Here is a 17,511-nt window from a genome sequence, read left to right on the forward strand (position 1 = left end):
AACATAACACCGTCATGCCCGCACCGCCCCCTGCCGCCTGATCAAGGCCGCCGGGCGGGCGGTGCCAGCAGACAGGATCACAGGCTCTGCCTGAACTGACTGACCGCGTCTACCACCTGGCGGGCGCCCTGCTGAATGTCCTGCATCACCTTGCCGGCGTCGCTGGACAGCGTCAGCGCCCGCTCGGCCTTGGTCATGCTTTCTGCGATCAGCGACACGGCGTTTTCGGTCAGTTTGCGGTTTTCCGCCACCACCTGAATGATCTCTTCGGTGGCGGCGCTGGTGCGGGCGGCCAGTTTTCTGACCTCATCGGCCACCACCGCAAAGCCCCGGCCCTGCTCGCCGGCCCGGGCCGCTTCAATGGCGGCATTGAGCGCCAGCAGGTTGGTCTGATCGGCAATGCCGCGAATGCTGTCCACCAGCTCCGACACCCGCTGGGACTGGACGTCCAGCTCGAACATGCCCTTGCTGGCGCTGCCCATCTGTTCGGAGAGGCCGTGCATGGTGCTGATGGTGGCGTCGAGCACGTCCATGCCCCTGAGGGTATTTTCGTCGGTCGACGTCGAGATCTGGTAGGCAATGTTGGAGGTCTCGGCGGTGGCCAGCTCGCGCCTTACCTGTTCGGTGATCAGGGTGGCAAACTTCACCACCTTGTAAAGCTCGCCGCCCTCGTCGTGTATGGGATTGTAAGAGGCCTCCAGCCAGACTTCCCGCCCCTGGCTGTCGAGCCGGCAAAAGCGGCCGGACACAAACTCCCCCGCCCGCAGGCGCTGCCAGAACTGGTGATAGGCCTCGGAATCCACCTCGCCGGCATCGCAAAACAGACGATGGTGTTTGCCCATGATCTGCTGGCGGCGGTAGCCCATGGCCTTGAGAAAGTTGTCGTTGGCATTGAGGATCAGCCCGTCCAGGCTGAACTCGATCACCGCCGAAGAGCGGTTCAGGGCGGCCAGCATGTCTTCCTGCTCCCGGGAGCGGGAAATGGTTCTGGTCAGCTCGGCGGAATAGGCCAGCATTTCCACCCCGCCCTGCCGGGGCATGACCCTGGGCTGCAGAATGGTGCGAAACCACAGCTCCCGGCCGCTCTTGTGCATCAGCTGCAAGGCGCCATGCCAGTGCCGGCCCTGACGAATGGCATCAAGCATCTGCCGGCAATGGGGCTTGTTCTGTGACTTGGGCGCTATCATGTCGGTCAGCGGACGGTGCAGCAGCTCCTGCCGGGCGTAGCCCAGGGAGGCGCACAGCAGCTCATTGAGATCGCTGATGCGGCCGTCCTGGCCGAGGGCGAAGTAGATCATTTCTGCCTGCAAATCCTGCTGCATGCCGTAAAAGGTGCCGATCTCCGCTTCCAGCTCGGTAATGCGCTGTTGCCATTGTTTACTTCTGAACATTGTCTTCATCCACACTGGGTCGCCCCTGCAACAAAGGGGGCGTTATTTGAACACCGGGTCAATTGAGTACATGGAACGGATAAGAGACCGGACAGCAGGCAAAAAAAAACCGCCTTGCGGCGGTTTTTTTCTGAAACTTGTTTCGCTTAGGCGCGAACGAAGTCCAGGTGAGCCAGCTTGGGCTTGTAGGGGTGACGCTGAACGTCCTGTACCTTGACCTTCACTTCCTGACCGTCGATCACCAGGGTCAGTACTTCGCTGTAAAAGGCGTCTTCGGCCTGAGCGATGATGGCTTTTTTGTGGTCCAGAGCAATGGCTACCGGCTCCTGGTTGCCGCCGTAAACGATGGCAGGCACTTTGTCTTCATGACGCAGGCGGCGGCTCGCACCTTTCCCCAGGTCAGAACGCACTTCGGCTTCAAATACAAATGACATAATTTTCTCTCTTGAGGTTAATGACAAAGGCTGCGACCGGCCTTCGCCTTGATAAAAGCGCGCGGATGTTAACACGCAGGTGACCCTGGGGCAAGCCGAGTGCGAAGCGCCAACGCAGTTGCACTCCGCCGACACGCTTCAGTGGTTGCCACTCACGATAAAAACCTGCTGCGAGCATACTTAATGTTCGGTCAGGCTTTTATCGTTCGTCACGGCGAGCAAGCTCGCCCCATGTACGCTCGAAAATGCCATCCATGGCATTTTATGGTCAGCTCCGGCAATCCCCACTGCTGCTTCGAGTAACGTCGGCGTTGTCTGTTTGCTAACGATCGGCATCTTGGTAAGGCAAAGAGTATCAAAACGCCTTTTTTGTTTTGCTTATAGCTGAAAGCTTACGGCTTCCAGCTTCAGAGCGCTTCTATCTGTTGCAGTATACGCTTGTCCGACACCGGGTAAGGGGTGCCCAGGGTCTGGGCGAAGTAGGACACCCGCAGCTCTTCTATCATCCAGCGTATTTCCTTCACCTCGGGGGCCAGGGGCTTGCCCTTGGGCTGCTTGTTCAGCAGCGCCTGGTAGGCGGTCTGCACCGCCTGAATTTTCAGCAGGTGGGCCCGGTCCCGGTGCGGGTCTATGCCCAGCTTGTCGAGCCGGCGGCTCAGAGCCTCGAGGTAGCGGCACACGTCTTTCAGCCGCTCGGCGCCGGTATCGGTGACAAAGCCGCGGTAAATCAGGCCGTCGAGCTGGGCCTGAATGTCCGACATCGCCATGGCCATGGCCAGATCAATCTTGCCCTTGAGCCGTTTCTTGATGCCTTGCGCCCGGCTCAGCACCTCTTCCACCTGCAGGGCAATGGCCGCCACAGTCGGGTTAAGCTCGCCGGCGACCTTGTCTTTTAAGGTTTCAAACTCCGCCGGCGTCCAGGCCGGGGCACCGTGTTCGCGCATAAGCGCATGAATGCCGGCCCGAATGCAGTCGTCCACCAGATCCAGCACCTTGCCGTAGGGGTTGAAATACAGGCCGAGCTTGGCCTTGTTGGGCAGCTTGTCCTGCAAATACTTGATGGGGGATGGCAGTTGCAGCTGCAGCAGCCTGCACTGGCCGTCCCACATGGTGCGGGCCTGGCTGGACTCGTCTTCACACAGCTGCAGGGCCACGCTGTCGCCCTGATCACTCAGCGCCGGGTAGGCCTTCACCTCAAAGCCGGCCCGTTTGGCGGCAAAGGTCTGGGGAATGGCCCGGGCCGGGAAGGCAGTCAGCCCTTCCTGCTCAAAGCGGTCGTCGTCCACCGCCTGGGTCAGCGCGGTCTGCACCTGGCCCTGCAGGGCGAGCTTGATGGCTTCCAGATCCCGGCCGGCGGCCAGCACCTTGCCATCGGCATCCACCACCGCAAAGCGCATGATGAGATGGGGCGGCAGCGCGCTCCAGTCCCAGTCCTCGCGCGGCACCGTCACCCCGGTCATGCGCCGCAGGTGCTTTTCCATCTGGTCGAGCAGCGGGCCTTCAAAGGGCGTCATGGCCGCCAGCAGCGCCTCGGCAAAGTTGGGGGCCGGCACAAAGTGCTTGCGCATGGGCTTGGGCAGGGATTTGATCAGCCCAACCAGCAGCTCCCGACGCAGCCCCGGCACCTGCCAGGCAAAGGGCTCGGCGGCCACCTGGTTGAGCAACGGCAGCGGAATGCGCACGGTCACGCCGTCTTCGTCCTTGCCCGGCTCAAACTGGTAGTCTAGGGCCAGGTTCAGGCCGTCGTGCTGCCAGGCATCGGGATAATCCCGGGCGGTCACGGCGCCGGCGCGCTCGTTAAGCAACATGTCTTCGGTAAAGTGCAGCTGCTTGGGGTTGGCCTTGCGCGCGGTTTTCCACCACTTGTCGAAATGGCGGAGGGACACAATGTCGGCGGGCAGGCGCTCATCGTAAAAGCGGAACAGGGTCTCGTCGTCGATCACCAGATCCCGCCGGCGGGACTTGTGCTCCAGGGTTTCGGCCTGATCGAGCAGCGCCCGGTTGTGATGAAAGAACTCGTGGCGGGTGCTGAGCTCCCCTTCCACCAGGGCCTGGCGAATAAACAGCTCCCGGCACAGTTTGGGGTCAACGGCCGAGTAGTTCACCCGCCGGCGCACCACCACCGGCAGGCCAAACAGGCTTTTGCTCACATAGCCCATGACCGCGCCCTGCTTTTTCGACCAGTGGGGCTCGCTGTAGCTGGACTTCAGCAAATGGGCCCCCGCCTCTTCCAGCCAGTCCTGCTCAATGCGGGCGGCGGTGCGGCCATACAACCGATGGGTTTCGGTCAGTTCGGCCACCATCAGCCAGCGGGGCGGCTTTTTGGCCAGGGCCGAGCCCGGCACCAGCACAAAGCGGGCGTTGCGCGCCCCCAGAATGTCCTTTTTATCGCCGTCGCGCATCCCCACCTGGCTCAGCATGCCGGTGAGCAGGGCCCGGTGCAGGCTGTCATAGCCGGCGGGCGTGCTGTTCAGGGCAAAGCCCAGCTCGCGCACCACCAGCCGCAGCTGGCTGTAAATGTCCTGCCATTCCCGCACCCGCAGGTAGTTGAGGAATTCGCTCATGCACTGCTTGCGGAACTGGTTGCCGCTCAGCAATTTCTGCTGCTCCTTCAGGTAGTTCCACAGGTTGATCCAGGCCACAAAGTCCGAATCCTTGTCGGCAAAGCGGCGATGCATCTCGGCGGCGGCCTGTTGCTTTTCCAGCGGCCGTTCACGCGGGTCCTGAATGCTGAGCGCGGCGGTGATCACCATCACCTCGGTCACGCAGCCGTGATCCCGGGCCGCCAGCACCATGCGGCCCAGGCGCGGATCCACCGGCAGCCGGGCCAGATCCCGGCCCAGGGTTGTGAGGGTGAGCGCGTTCTGGTCGCTTTGCACCGCGCCCAGCTCTTCCAGCAGGCGAATACCGTCGGAGATGTGTTTCTTTTCCGGTGCCTCCACAAAGGGAAAGGCAGAAATGTCGCCCAGCCCCAGGGAGAGCATCTGCAGAATGACCGAGGCCAGGTTGGTACGCAGGATCTCGGGATCGGTAAATTCCGGCCGGTTGAGAAAGTCGTCTTCGCTGTACAGGCGAATACAAATGCCCGCCTCCACCCGGCCGCAGCGGCCCATGCGCTGGTTGGCACTGGCCTGGGACACCGGCTCGATGGGCAGGCGCTGTACCTTGGTGCGGTAGGAATACCGGCTGATGCGCGCGGTGCCGGGATCGATCACGTAGCGAATGCCGGGCACGGTAAGCGAGGTTTCCGCCACGTTGGTGGCCAGCACAATGCGCCGGCCACTGTGAGATTCAAAAATGCGGTTCTGCTCGGCGTTGGACAGGCGCGAAAACAGCGGCACGATTTCGGTGTGGCGCAGCTCCAGCTTGCGCAGGGCGTCGGCGGTATCGCGGATTTCCCGCTCGCCGTTCATAAAGATCAGAATATCGCCCGGGCCTTCCTTGGTGAGCTCGGTCACCGCATCGAAAATGCCCTGCAGCTGGTCCCGCTCCCGGTCGTCGTCCACCAGCGGGCGGTAGCGCAGCTCCACCGGATAAGTACGGCCCGACACCGAAATAATGGGGGCGCCCTCGAAATGGTTGGAGAAACGCTCGGGGTCTATGGTGGCGGAGGTGATGATCACCTTGAGATCGGGGCGTTTGGGCAACAACTGCCGCAGGTAGCCGAGAATAAAGTCGATGTTGAGACTGCGCTCGTGGGCCTCGTCGATGATGATGGTGTCGTACTGGCGCAACATCCGGTCCTGCTGGATTTCCGCCAGCAGAATACCGTCGGTCATCAGCTTGACCTGGGTTTCCTGACTGGCCTGATCGCTGAAGCGCACCTTGAAGCCGACCCGCTCGCCCAGCTGGCAACCCAGCTCCTGAGCCAGACGGGTGGCCACGCTGCGGGCCGCCAGCCGCCGGGGCTGGGTGTGGCCTATGGTGCCGTCGACCCCCAAGCCCAGCTCCAGGCACATTTTGGGGATCTGGGTGGTTTTGCCCGAGCCGGTTTCACCGGCGATGATCACCACCTGGTGGTCCTGAATAGCCTGTTTGATGACATCGCGCTTGTCGCTCACCGGCAACTGGGGCGGATAGGCAATGGGGTGTTGCAGCAGTTCCAGCCGGCGGCTGCGTTCGGCCATGGAGGTGGCCATCTCCAGGGCGATTTTCTCCAGCACCGGCTGCCGCTTGGCCTCGGCCAGCCTTGCCACCCCCTGCAGCCGGCGGCGAAAACGCCCGCGCTCGGCGCCCCTGCATTCCTTCAGCCTTGCCTGCAACTGTTCAACCGACTGTGCCAAACCAGAACCCCTGTTTGTAAAAACGTTTTGCCAAAAAATCTGGCGCGCAGTCTAGCAGAAACAGGCATTTGAATGCAGTGCCGGCCACCATCCGCCCTCAGACCGCCCATCAGGCCGAACAGCGCGCTTTTTGCCTTTTGCGTCAACTTTGGTGACCGTAATTTCACCAGGCATAAGCCCCGGAAGAATCCCTTCCTTCCGGCAAGTGCGGTTTAGACCGGCTTTTTTCCTCACCAACACAAGTTGCGCCGCCACCTGCCACCAAACACTCAAAAACCAATTAAAAAACATAAAAATATGATTTAAAAGAGAAAAATAAATAAAACAAGTAAAATACCTGTCGCAAACATCAACATTCAATGGGGTTTGAATCCAACTTAATGACAAAAACAGGCGCTACGGCAGTAACAGCACACCAAGCACCAATAAAAAACAAAAAACGGATTGAAACGCCAGCAGTCTGCCGGTATAGTGATCACACAGCCCACTGTTAAGGAAGGTAAACAATGAAAGAGTTAGTGATAACCGTCATTTTTACAGTCTGCGCAACCATGCTTGCCGTTTCTGCACCTTCCTTGGCACAATTCTAACTGAGCCCGGGAAGACAGGACTGTAAAACACTAAGAAATAACAATATTTCCTGTGAAAACAACAAAGGCGCCTTTCGGCGCCTTTGTTGTTTTCATCAGCCGGCCTCAGTACGGGGCCACGCTCATGCTGCTGCCGGAGCCGATCATGCGTACCCGCTGACCCGGCTGCCAGCTGCGATCCGCCTTTTGCACCACCACCAGGTTCTCACCGCTGTCGGTACGGATTTCCAGCTCCACCGCATTCACCTGGTTAATCTTTTCTTCGGCCTTGGAGCCCACCATGGCACCGGCAATGGCACCGGCGGCGGTGGCCAGGGAGCGCCCGGTGCCGCCACCAATGCCGCTGCCGGCAATGCCGCCGATCACGCCCCCTCCCAGGGTACCAATCACGTTGGGATTATCGTCTCCGGCCTGGATTTTTACCGGCCGTACCGACACCACGGTGCCGTAGGTCACGCTCTGAGCACGATTGGCGCTGCTGCCGCTATACACATCACCGGAGTACACGTCGGTGTTGGCGCAACCGGCCAGGCCCAGCATGGCCAGTACCGCAACGGCGGGAAGGTGTTTCAGTTTCATGGAAAGCCCCCTGTAACAAGAATGCAGATTGTTATAATGCTGACATTACACTCTTAAGACCGGGGCGTCATCCTGGTGGTTTCATCAGGAAGGGAGGCGTGAGACGTGAGGCGTGAGGCGTGAGGCGTGAGGCGTGAGGCGTGAAATGATAAGCACCGCTTTAAGCGGTGCAAACTTCACTTTATGCAAACATTCCCTCGTCTTACGTTATACGTGGATGCGTGTTACACCGCATCGCCCAGCGGTTTGTCAAGCACCAGCCGCACCAGCAGCAGCCACAGCGCCCAGCCGGCCACCAGCAGGATAATGAATAAAAACAGCCCTGCCTGGAATTTCTCCAGCATCATGCCGGCAATCACCGGGCCGGTGAGGGAGCCAATGCTGTAGGCAAACATCAGCTTCTGGGTCATGCGTACCAGGGCCCGGCCGTGCATTCTGCCGCAGGCAAAGGACATGGTGGTCGGATACAGGGTAAAGGCGCCCGCCCCCAGCAGGGCAAAGGCCAGGATCAGCGCACTGTTGCCGCTGAACTCCCACAGCAGCAAACAGCCCGCCCCCCACCATCAGGGTCTGCACCACCATCATGGCGCGCTTGCCAAACCGATCCGCCAGGCTGCCGTTGGGCAACTGAAAGGCCATGCCGCACAAAATCAGCCAGGCCATGTACAACCCCACTTCCTCGCCCCGGGCCAGCTGCTGCAGCTGAATGGGCATCAGGGCATAGAGGCCGCCCAGCAACATGCCCGCCACCAGACAACCGGCCAGGCCCAGTGCCCGATCGGCCCGGGGCGGCTTGCCGGAGCCCGCGCCTTCGGCGTCGGCTTCGGCGTCCAGATCCGGGGTGCGCGCCCACCACAGCGGCGGCAGCGCCAGGGCGCAGAGGCCGGCGGCCAGCCAGAAGGCGGCCTGGCTGTCGAATGGGATCCAGTCAATAAACAGCTGGCTGATGCCGTAACTGAAGTAATACACCAGCATGTAGCGGGCCATGGCACTGGAGCGGCGGTTGAGCGGCGCCACCCCCAGCACCCAGCTTTCCACCGCCACAAAGCTCACCGCCGCCGCCATGCCGGCCACCATGCGCAGCACCAGCCACACCGGCAACAGGCTGGTCCAGGTCAGCGCCAGCGCCGCCAGCGCCAGGGTGGCGCTGCACAGCACCAGGGTGCGCACATGGCCCAGCTGCTGAATGAGTTTGTCGGCAAAAAAGCTCGCCCCCAGCATGCCCAGATAGAAGGCGGCGCCCACCAGGCCAATCTGCGCCGCAGGGGCACCCTGGCCGTTCAGGTACACGGCCACCAGGGTCACCAGAAAGGCGTTGCCCAGGGTCAGCAGGATCAAATGAGTGTAAAGGGGAACAAGATGCATGGCGCCTCCGATTTCGAGGCGCGCATTCTAGAAATCGCCCAATCACAAGTACAACGAGAAAAATTTGTGAGTTGGCGAGAAAATTTGATGTTTAACTAATGTTACCGGCCATGTGCCAGATCATGCCCTGGCCAAGGGTGAGGGCGCCCAATATTAACAAGGCGGTAACCGCAATCACCGGTGGTTTGGTTTGCTCTTTGCGCAGCAGCGGCAACATCCACACCAGGGCACCGATGAGCACGGCGGCACTGACCTGCACAAAGGGCAGGATCAGCGGCTCAAGCCCGGCGTCATTCACCCCGGCGGCACGCACCGCCAGTGCCAGCAACCAGAGCACGCCAAAGGCACTGCCGGCCAGGGGCAGCAGCAGGTTAAAGGCTTGCAGCCGGTGCCGGGCGCGCACCATGATGAGATGGGCAAACACACAGCCGCCGGCCCCCGCCGCCAGCAGCGCCCAGCCCGGCCCCATGCGCCAGCCCACCAGAACGCCATACAGCAGCGCCAGCACCAGGGCGGGATACTGCCAGCTGACGCCCAGGCTGCGCTTGCCCTGCAACCGCGCCTGATACAGCACCGTACCCAGCCCCACCGCCAGGGTGGCGCCGCCCAGCCACAACATAAAGGCCGGCGCACCGGCTTCCACGCCCAGCATCAAGGCCAGGCCGAACACCGCCCACACCGACATGGTACCGTCGCCGATGCGCCGGCGCTGGCCGGGGCAGAGCTCTCCGTTTTTCAGTACCCACACCAGCAGCGCCAAGGCCGCTACCGCACTTAACGCCAGGGGCGCGAACAACCGCGCCGGCAACAATTCTGTCATGGTTTGCCTCCGTCAATTCGTGAGGCGCATTCTACCGCTGTCGGCGGGCCAGTGCGACCATGCGGGCAAACATGCGACGCAATTCCACCGGCACTCCTTCAATGCCCTGCAGCTCAATCGCTTCCACCATCGCCAGGGCCATGCCCGGCTTGCTGTGCCGGCTCAGTGCCCGCTCAATGATGCGCGACGGCGGGGTATGCTTGTCGTGGATATTGGCTTCCCGGCGAAACACCTGCTCCAGGCCGTTGAAATACATATAGTGTTCAATGTCGGCCCGGGGCAGCACGGTGAGGTGATCCCCTTCCCGCTCGCCCCGCAGCATGCTGCGTACCCCCTGGGCGTATTTCTGCCCGGCTTCGTCGCCGTCGGTCAGCAGATGCCAGCCAATACCAAAGTCCCGGGCCACCTTGATCAGCGGGCTGAGGCCACACTGGGCAAACTCGATAATGCGAATGCCCTCGGCGGGCAGCACATAACCGCAGATGCGCGCCAGCTCCGAAAGCAGCCAGATTTCGGTTTCTCCCTCCACCAGCAGCCAGTAGCGGGCAAACAACGACATGGGCCGGTTGATGCGCACATGAAAGGCGATGCGGCGCATGTCTTCGCTGCTGTAGCGCTCGTTGCCGATACGCAGGCAACGGGTTTCCTGCTCCAGCCGGACCAGCCGGCGCAGGTGGTTGAGGGGAAAGGCCGACAGCAGATCGCCGGAATTGGTGGTCACCAGCTTCTGGCCGGGAAAGCGCTCCAGAATGCCCCAGGTGGCGGCCAGCATGGTGGGGTGCAGCCGGCTTTCGGGATCTTCGATCAGCAGCAGCGGCCGGGCGCCGGGCTCTATCGGCCGCCCGCCCCGGGCCTGCAAGATGGTGCGGGCCACCGCCGCCAGCGCCAGCGACAGGCCGCTTTCCTCGCCCAGCGGCTGCCAGTCGTTGAGCTTACCCAACTGACTCAGGGTGACCGGGTGTATGGCGATGTCCCGGGCCCGGCGCGGCGCCCGGCTGGTGGCGCCCTGGGGGGTAAAGTAGTGTTCAAACAGCTGGCGCACCGCGTCCAGCCCGGCCTTGATCTCGGACCGGCTGAGTTCGTCTTCTTCCGCCAGTTGTTCGCTGAGCCGGCTCAGCAGTTGCTGGTAGTCGCCGTTCAGGTTCACGATGGGCAGATCCTGGGGCGCGCCCCGGGAGTCCCGCAGCCGGAACACCGGGTTCATTTCAATCAGCCGGCACACCATGGCGGTGGTGTCCGGCAGTTCAATGGGATTGCCGGTGCCGTCGAGAAATTCGTGCCGGCAGTGCACGGCGCCGTTTTCCCGCCGGGCGCTGGCCCGGTAGTGTATGCGGTGAAACCTGTCCTTGTGGGCCACCCACACCGGCTCCAGCCGGCCCAGCCGGCTGGAATGTTCGCTGACCCCGGGCCTGTGCTCGCGGTAGGTCAGGGTAATGGCCAGCTCATCGGCAGACTGGCCCTCTTCGGTGCGGAAAAAGTCTTCTTCGGCAAATTCGTAGCAACAGCCTCCCCGCCCCATCAGCCGCCACAGGGCCCGGAACAGGCTGGTCTTGCCCCAGGCGTTCTCCCCCATCAGGGCGGTACTCTGATCCAGCGGCAGGGAAAGCTGGTTGATACCGAGGAAATTGCGGATCTGAACGTGCTCAAGATACATGAACGCTGTCCGGTCGGTGGATGAAAGAGGATCAGTGGCGGTAGAGCACCTTGATCAGATGATAGCCAAAACGGGTTTTCACCGGCCCCTGCACCTTGAGCTCGGGTCCGGTGAACACCGCCTTGTCAAAGGGACCGGCCATGTCGCCCTTATTGAACTCCCCCAAATCACCGCCCTTTTTGCCGGACGGACAGAGGGAGTGTTTTTTGGCGAGCTGGTGAAAGTCGGCGCCCTGGTCGAGCCGGGCCTTGAGGGCCTGACACTCGGCCTCGGTTTTTACCAGAATATGCAGGGCACAGGCACGTTTTGCCATGACAGCGTCTCGTTGAAATAAAAGCGATGGGGCAAGTGTGCCAAATTGCGGGGTTGGACGGAAGAAGATAGAGCGCCCTCCCCTTTTCAGGGGGAGGGATGGGGTGGGGTTGCCGGCGCCAGACGTGGGCTGAATCAATCCCCTCCCGGCCTCCCCCTTAACCAAGGGGGAGGTGTACATTCTGCCTGAGTTACGCCACGGCCAGAGCCACGGTGTCGGCGTGGGTCTGCACCAGCTCGTCATGCAGGGCCACCACCGCCTGCTCGTAGTACTCATCGTCCACGATAAACTGCATTTCCACCGCCCGCAGCGACTGATGCACGGCGCGCACCGGCACCTCGGCCTTGTTCAGGGCGCCCACCGAGCGGGCCAGCAAGCCGGGAATGCTCATGTCGCTGCCCACCGCCGACACCAGCGACACCTTGTGGGTGGTGACCTCGGCATTGGCAAAGTGGCGCTGCAGCGCACTGACCAGCCGGCGCACCTGCTTGCGGTTGCCCGCCACATAATAGGTGAGGGTGTTGGCGTTCATGTCCTTGGCCACCAGGTTCAGGTGCATCTTGTCGAGCTCGTCGGTAAAGCCCTCGGCATAATGGGACACTCGGCCCACCATGTCCTGATCGAACAGCTCCACCGCAAACAGGTTGCGACGACCGGCCACCATTTCCACACAGGGAGCCGGACTGCGGTAATCGGTGGTGATCAGCGTCCCCTCGTGATCCGGTTCAAAGGTATTGCGTACCCGCAGCGGAATGCCCTGCTGGCGCAATCCCTTGGCGGCCTGGGGATGAATGGCCTCCATGCCGAGGTTCGACAGCTGATCGGTTACGTCATAGTTGGTGCGGCCAATGGGAATGACCTGATCTTCCCCGGCCAGGCGCGGATCGGCGCTGCTCAGGTGGTATTCCTTGTGAATGATGGCTTCCCGGGCACCGCTGAGCACCGCCAGCCGGCTGAAGGTCATCTCGCTGTAGCCCCGGTCAAAGCTGCTCATCAGCCCTTCCCGGCAATGGGCGTAACCGGTAACCACCGGCAACTGGGAAGACAAGTCTACCCGGGCCAGGGCCTGGGTCAGGACCTCATCCAGCGGCAGGGCCTCGTCGGTGCGCCAGCCGGTGAGATCCATCAGCACCGCATTCACCCCGCTCTGACGCAGATACAGCACCATGTTATGGGCACTGTGGGCCTCGCCCATGGCAGCCAGCAGTTCGCGAATGGTCTGCAATTGTTCTGCCAGCTGAAACTGGCCAAAGGCACAGACCCGGCGCAGGTGGTGCAGGCAGTCGCGAATGCCGGCCATGCGCTCGCGCAAAAAGGCATCGGCCAGGGCCCGCTCCGGGGTGACACCGAACATTTCCTCGTTGATCTGGGCCATGCGCTGGCCGACGTTGTCCAGGGCCTGTACCCAGGCATTGTCGTCTTCGGCATCGGCAAAGGTGGCATACACGCCGGGAGCCCCGGTGCGCTTGCACTCCAACAGGCCGTCGGTAATGCCGCCAAAGGCCGACACCACCAGCATGCGCTGGTAATAACTATGCTGGTTGCGGTTATACAGCACGATATTGTCTCGCACCGCCTGATACTGGCTCATGGAGGTGCCGCCGATTTTTTCTACTGTATGTGACACTCTGTGGTTCTCCCGTTCCCTGATCTGAATGTTTGATATTTTTGAGCGCACATTTTCAATGGGCTTGGGTTTTGCCCTGCCCAGTGAAAATGTCCGGTACGGGGGCCTGAGCCCCCGTATTGATCTCAGCCTTCCGCTGCTTCCGTTTCCAGCGGGTAGACGCCGTCGGCGTCGTGCACTTCCTTGCCGGTGAGCGGCGGGTTGAACACACAGGCCATCTTCATGTCCTCACTGCCGCCACGCAGCAGATGCTCGTCATGCTGGTCGAGAATATAGAGGGTGCCCGCTTCAATGGGATAAATCTTGCCGGTGGCCAGGTCTTCAATTTCGCCGTTACCGCTCATGCAGTACACCGACTCCAGGTGATTCTGGTAGTGGATGTGGGTCTCGGTGTTGGCATAGATGGTGGTGATGTGAAACGAAAAGCCCATCTTGTCGTCTTTGAGCAGCATGCGGGTGCTGTCCCAGGTGCCGGTTTCGGACTCGACGCGGCGTTCGGTTTTCTCACAGTCGGCAAGGGTACGTACTATCATGGTATTTCCTTTAGTTTGTTCGGTATTTGCGACCCCGCCATGGCGGGGCCGTATTGTCACATTTCAAGGCGGTAATGCAGGCTTACGACGCTTTTTTCAGGCGTTTGGCGGCCACCTCAACAATGGCCTGCTCCAGCCAGTCCAGCCCCTGGGTCAGCTCGGCTTCGGTAATGATGAGCGGGCACAGGCACTTGACCACTTCGTCATCGGGGCCGGCGGTTTCAATCACCAGGCCCCGCTCAAAGGCACGGCTGGTAATGTCATCGGCAATGTCGCCGTTAACGCAGGCAATGCCCTGCATCAGGCCGCGCCCCTTCACCCGCTCAAACAACTGCGGGTACTTGTCGACCAGCGTTTGCAGGCGGCGGGTGACCAGTTCGCCCTTGGCTCGGACACCGGCGGCAAAGTCATCATCCTGCCAGAAGGTTTCCAGCGCCTTGCGAGCGGTAATAAAGGCATGGTTGTTGCCCCGGAAGGTGCCGTTGTGCTCACCCGGCTCCCACTGATCCAGATCCGGACGCAGCAGCACCAGCGCAAAGGGCAGGCCCATGCCGCTCAGGGACTTGGACAGGGTAATGATGTCCGGCTTGATGCCGGCCGGCTCAAAGCTGAAGAAGGTGCCGGTACGGCCGCAGCCGGCCTGAATGTCATCGGCAATCAACAGAATGTCGTGCTTGCGGCAGATTTTTTCCAGACGCTGCAGCCAGGTCACGGAGGCGGCGTTCAGACCGCCTTCACCCTGCACCACTTCAAACAACACGGCGGCAGGCTTGTCGAGGCCGCTGGAGTTGTCGTTCAACATGGCTTCAAACAGAACCAGGCTGTCTTCGCCGGTGCCGGCGTAACCGTCGTAGGGCAGACGGGTCACGTTGGCCAGCACGGTGCCGGCGCCACCGCGGTGGTGCTGGTTGCCGGTGGCGGCCAGGGCCCCCAGGCTCACGCCATGGAACCCATTGGTAAAGGCCACGATGTTTTCACGGCCGGTGACCTTGCGCGCCAGTTTCATGGCCGCTTCCACCGCGTTGGTGCCGGTGGGGCCGGTGAACTGGGCCACGTGATCCAGACCACGGGGCTTGAGAATGATGCTTTGCAGCGCGCTCAGAAACTGCGCCTTGGCATCGGTGTGCATGTCCAGGCCATGGGCAATGCCGTCACGCTGAATGTACTCGATCAGCGCTTCCTTCAGGGCCGGATGGTTGTGGCCATAGTTGAGGGTGCCGGCACCGGCCAGAAAGTCCAGGTAACGCTTGCCGCTGCTGTCGTGCAGCCATACGCCGCGGGCCTGGTCAAAAATCACCGGAAACGAGCGGGCATAGGTTTGTACACTGGATTCCATTACGTCAAAAATACTCATCACGACTCCTTAAAGTCCGAGTTCAAATCGTTAAATGCGGAAAATGCGCGAAAAAGAGGCTCAGGCGAGCGGAATGCGATAGAGGATCTCGCTTTTGCTGTCGCCGCCGAAGTGACGCTCCTGGTCGAACAGCACATGGCGTGCGCCCTGACTGGCGCCCCGATCCCGGGCCACGCTTTCAAACAGCCCCCAGGACGCGGCATTGTCGGGCGTGATGGTGGTTTCAATACGGCGCACGCCCTGGCAGGCCTCGGCGTCGAGCAGGTTGTCGAGCAGGCGACGGGCCAGCCCCTCTCCGCGGGCGCGTTTATCTATGGCTACCTGCCACACGAACAGGGTGTCCGGCTCGGTGGGCTTGCGGTAGGCAGAGATAAACCCCAGCAGGGTGCCGTCGTCTTCGTCTTCGGCCAGCATGCAGGTGTCGGCAAAGTGCGAGCACTGCAGCAGGTTGCAATAGGTGGAATTGGTATCCAGGGGTTTGCAACGGTCAATCAGCAGATTGACGTTACGACCGTCCGTGGCATTGGGATGTCGCAACACAAGTTGTAGGTCAACGGTGGTATCCATAATGTATGGCTCTACTCTCTTTTGGTTAGTGAGCTAATCAAAAAATCCTTTATTAACCTAACAAAACATCAATCAATTGCAAGGCGAACTGTGTGAATTTAATTTGAACCACATACATTATTACCGCAACCGGGCATGGGGATCCCGCCCGGCAGACAGGCCCCCTCATTCCCTTTAATCCCCTGCCACCAAAGGCCTGAACGGCACCCACCCCTGCAAAGGGGAATGCCGACCAGCGGCACATTGCACCGCGATAAATTTTGTCACACCATGGTATTAACAGGGCCACCAAAACACTCGCCGCAGGCCCTCCATTCTCTTTTCACCGCTCGTCACCAACCCGCAACCTCACCCGGCACCACCCCTCCACCTGACTTTCCACCGAGCCACACCCACGCCCCAGCATTACTCACAACCCGAATCAATCAACATCATGACCACAGCACCGACAAACTCATTAGATCACTAAACAGAAGACTAAGATCCTTTTCAGGGCGATAATTTGAAAGCGAACGATTGGCGGGGTATCCTTGACGCCCTTGTTCACGTTTCGCTCACCCTTGGCATTCCCACGGTACCCTCATGCTCAAACACCTTACCGCCCTGCTGTTATTGTGCTTTTCCTGGCCGCTGCTCGCCGCCGAGCCCGCTCCCGAGCCAGGCGAGGCCACCGAAGAAGTGCGTACCCGGCTCACGCCCTTTATGGAGCGGTACATGCTCGACGAGCTGAAGGCGCTGCGCACCGAAATGGCCCAGTTCCGCGTCAACGTAAAGGAAGAGGTGGTACAAAAGGAGCTGGGCGTGGCCGACAAGGCCATGAGCTACGCCAATATCACGGTGACCTATTTTTTCTACCTGCTGGCGGGGGCGGCCTCGGTGCTGGCCATAGTAGGCTGGCAGTCGCTGCGCGAGCTTAAGAAATCGGCCCGGGAGTACGTGGAAACCCAGATGAAGCAGATCACTGACAACTACGAACGCAAGCTGCGACAGATTGAGCGTGAACTGCAGAGAAAAACCAAAGTCATCGCGGAAAACTACCGGGAAATTGAACGATTCCAGGAAGTACACGGGCTCTGGCTGCGCGCCAGCCAGGAGCAGAGTCCCCAGGCCAAGATGGAAATTTACGATCAGATCCTGCACATCAAGCCCGGTGATCTCGATGCCCTGACCCACAAGGCCGATGCGGCCCTGATGATGAACGAACGCCAGTGGGCCCTGAGCCTGTGCAACCGGGTGATGCAGGTGGATCCGCAAAACGCCCATGCGCTCTATCAGCGCGCCTGCGCCAATGCCGGCATGGGTCACGAGGAGCAGGCCCTGAGCGATCTGGAGCTGGCGGTAGCCAACAACGTACACCTGCGCCATGTGGCGGCGGAAGACGAAGAATTCGAGCCCCTGCGCCAGCACCCGCGGTTCCTGGAGCTGACCACGGATGCACTCGAGCCGGCCCAGTAACTTGTCGGGGATTGTTCACTAAAAGCTCATAAAACAAATTTGCACAACTCGTGAAAAAAATTGATTTTGCGTGCCGGGCCCCAGTGCCATACTTTCCGCGAATATCAATGCCACGTTAGAGTGAGAGTGCATATGAGCTTTGAGTCAGCCAAGCCGTTTCAGGACTTTACCCACTTCCCGCGCGGGCTGCGCCGCTGTGGCGAGTTCACCGTGACCGAAGCCCAGCTGCTTGAACAATGCGGCCATGCCATGCTGGGACTGTATACCGGCCAGCGGGCACCGATGACCGATGAGGAGCAGCGCTTTGTGGAGCAGGTGCAGCAGCAGGCCGCCCCCGAACTTCGCCACGCCAAGGTATGGATGAAGTACCTCAAGGTGATCGGACCGCGCCGGGTGCACCGCCTGTGCTCTCCCATGAGCGGCGGCAACAGTGAAGACGACTACGAGCCGGTGGAAGACACCGCCGACTGATGCCAGAAGGCCGGAGCTGCTCCGGCCTTTTTGTTTTCCCGGTCATTCACTTGGGTTCCCCGCCCGAGTCACGCA

General features: G+C 60.9%; 14 protein-coding genes. 2 read left to right on the forward strand and 12 right to left on the reverse strand.

Annotated elements, in window-relative coordinates; all coding sequences use genetic code 11:
* Positions 1–77 precede the first annotated feature (77 nt).
* From GU3_RS17445 to ectA, 12 genes are all read right to left on the reverse strand, one after another.
* Complete coding sequence (locus GU3_RS17445; protein ID WP_014292756.1) at positions 78–1,391, reverse strand: methyl-accepting chemotaxis protein; 1,314 nt, start codon at positions 1,389–1,391, stop codon at positions 78–80.
* Between the two features lie 146 nt (positions 1,392–1,537).
* On the reverse strand, positions 1,538–1,825 hold the full coding sequence (rplY, locus tag GU3_RS11750) for a 50S ribosomal protein L25 (protein ID WP_014292757.1): 288 nt from the start codon (positions 1,823–1,825) through the stop codon (positions 1,538–1,540).
* A 407-nt stretch (positions 1,826–2,232) separates the two neighbouring features.
* Positions 2,233–6,108, reverse strand: coding sequence for an ATP-dependent RNA helicase HrpA (hrpA, locus tag GU3_RS11755; protein WP_014292758.1), 3,876 nt, complete (start codon positions 6,106–6,108; stop codon positions 2,233–2,235).
* A 695-nt stretch (positions 6,109–6,803) separates the two neighbouring features.
* Positions 6,804–7,277 carry a glycine zipper 2TM domain-containing protein gene (locus GU3_RS11760; protein WP_014292759.1) on the reverse strand — a complete coding sequence of 158 codons (474 nt, stop codon included), beginning with the start codon at positions 7,275–7,277 and terminating at the stop codon, positions 6,804–6,806.
* 249 nt (positions 7,278–7,526) lie between these two features.
* Positions 7,527–8,642, reverse strand: coding sequence for an MFS transporter (locus GU3_RS11765; RefSeq protein WP_014292761.1), 1,116 nt, complete (start codon positions 8,640–8,642; stop codon positions 7,527–7,529).
* 91 nt (positions 8,643–8,733) lie between these two features.
* Positions 8,734–9,462 (reverse strand): hypothetical protein, encoded by a 729-nt coding sequence (locus GU3_RS11770; protein ID WP_014292762.1) that lies wholly within the window; start codon positions 9,460–9,462, stop codon positions 8,734–8,736.
* A gap of 31 nt (positions 9,463–9,493) precedes the next feature.
* The gene (locus GU3_RS11775; protein WP_014292763.1) at positions 9,494–11,116 is read right to left on the reverse strand and encodes a DUF2813 domain-containing protein; all 1,623 of its coding nucleotides are present in this window, start codon (positions 11,114–11,116) and stop codon (positions 9,494–9,496) included.
* Positions 11,117–11,147: 31 nt separating this feature from the next.
* Positions 11,148–11,429, reverse strand: a complete 282-nt coding sequence (gene ppiC / locus GU3_RS11780) for a peptidylprolyl isomerase PpiC (protein ID WP_014292764.1) — start codon at positions 11,427–11,429, stop codon at positions 11,148–11,150.
* 190 nt (positions 11,430–11,619) lie between these two features.
* Entirely contained in the window at positions 11,620–13,056 is a 1,437-nt protein-coding gene (locus GU3_RS11785; protein ID WP_193372530.1) for an aspartate kinase, read from the reverse strand.
* Positions 13,057–13,181: 125 nt separating this feature from the next.
* Complete coding sequence (locus GU3_RS11790; RefSeq protein WP_014292766.1) at positions 13,182–13,589, reverse strand: ectoine synthase; 408 nt, start codon at positions 13,587–13,589, stop codon at positions 13,182–13,184.
* Positions 13,590–13,671: 82 nt separating this feature from the next.
* Positions 13,672–14,943, reverse strand: a complete 1,272-nt coding sequence (gene ectB / locus GU3_RS11795; RefSeq protein ID WP_014292767.1) for a diaminobutyrate--2-oxoglutarate transaminase — start codon at positions 14,941–14,943, stop codon at positions 13,672–13,674.
* A 60-nt stretch (positions 14,944–15,003) separates the two neighbouring features.
* Positions 15,004–15,510, reverse strand: a complete 507-nt coding sequence (gene ectA, locus GU3_RS11800) for a diaminobutyrate acetyltransferase (protein ID WP_014292768.1) — start codon at positions 15,508–15,510, stop codon at positions 15,004–15,006.
* Between the two features lie 582 nt (positions 15,511–16,092).
* Between ectA and GU3_RS11805 the strand changes: the two genes are divergently transcribed.
* Entirely contained in the window at positions 16,093–16,965 is an 873-nt protein-coding gene (locus GU3_RS11805; protein ID WP_014292769.1) for a tetratricopeptide repeat protein, read from the forward strand.
* A gap of 132 nt (positions 16,966–17,097) precedes the next feature.
* On the forward strand, positions 17,098–17,436 hold the full coding sequence (gene maoP / locus GU3_RS11810) for a DUF413 domain-containing protein (protein WP_014292770.1): 339 nt from the start codon (positions 17,098–17,100) through the stop codon (positions 17,434–17,436).
* Positions 17,437–17,511 lie beyond the last annotated feature (75 nt).

The organism is Oceanimonas sp. GK1, from assembly GCF_000243075.1.
GTDB lineage: Bacteria > Pseudomonadota > Gammaproteobacteria > Enterobacterales > Aeromonadaceae > Oceanimonas.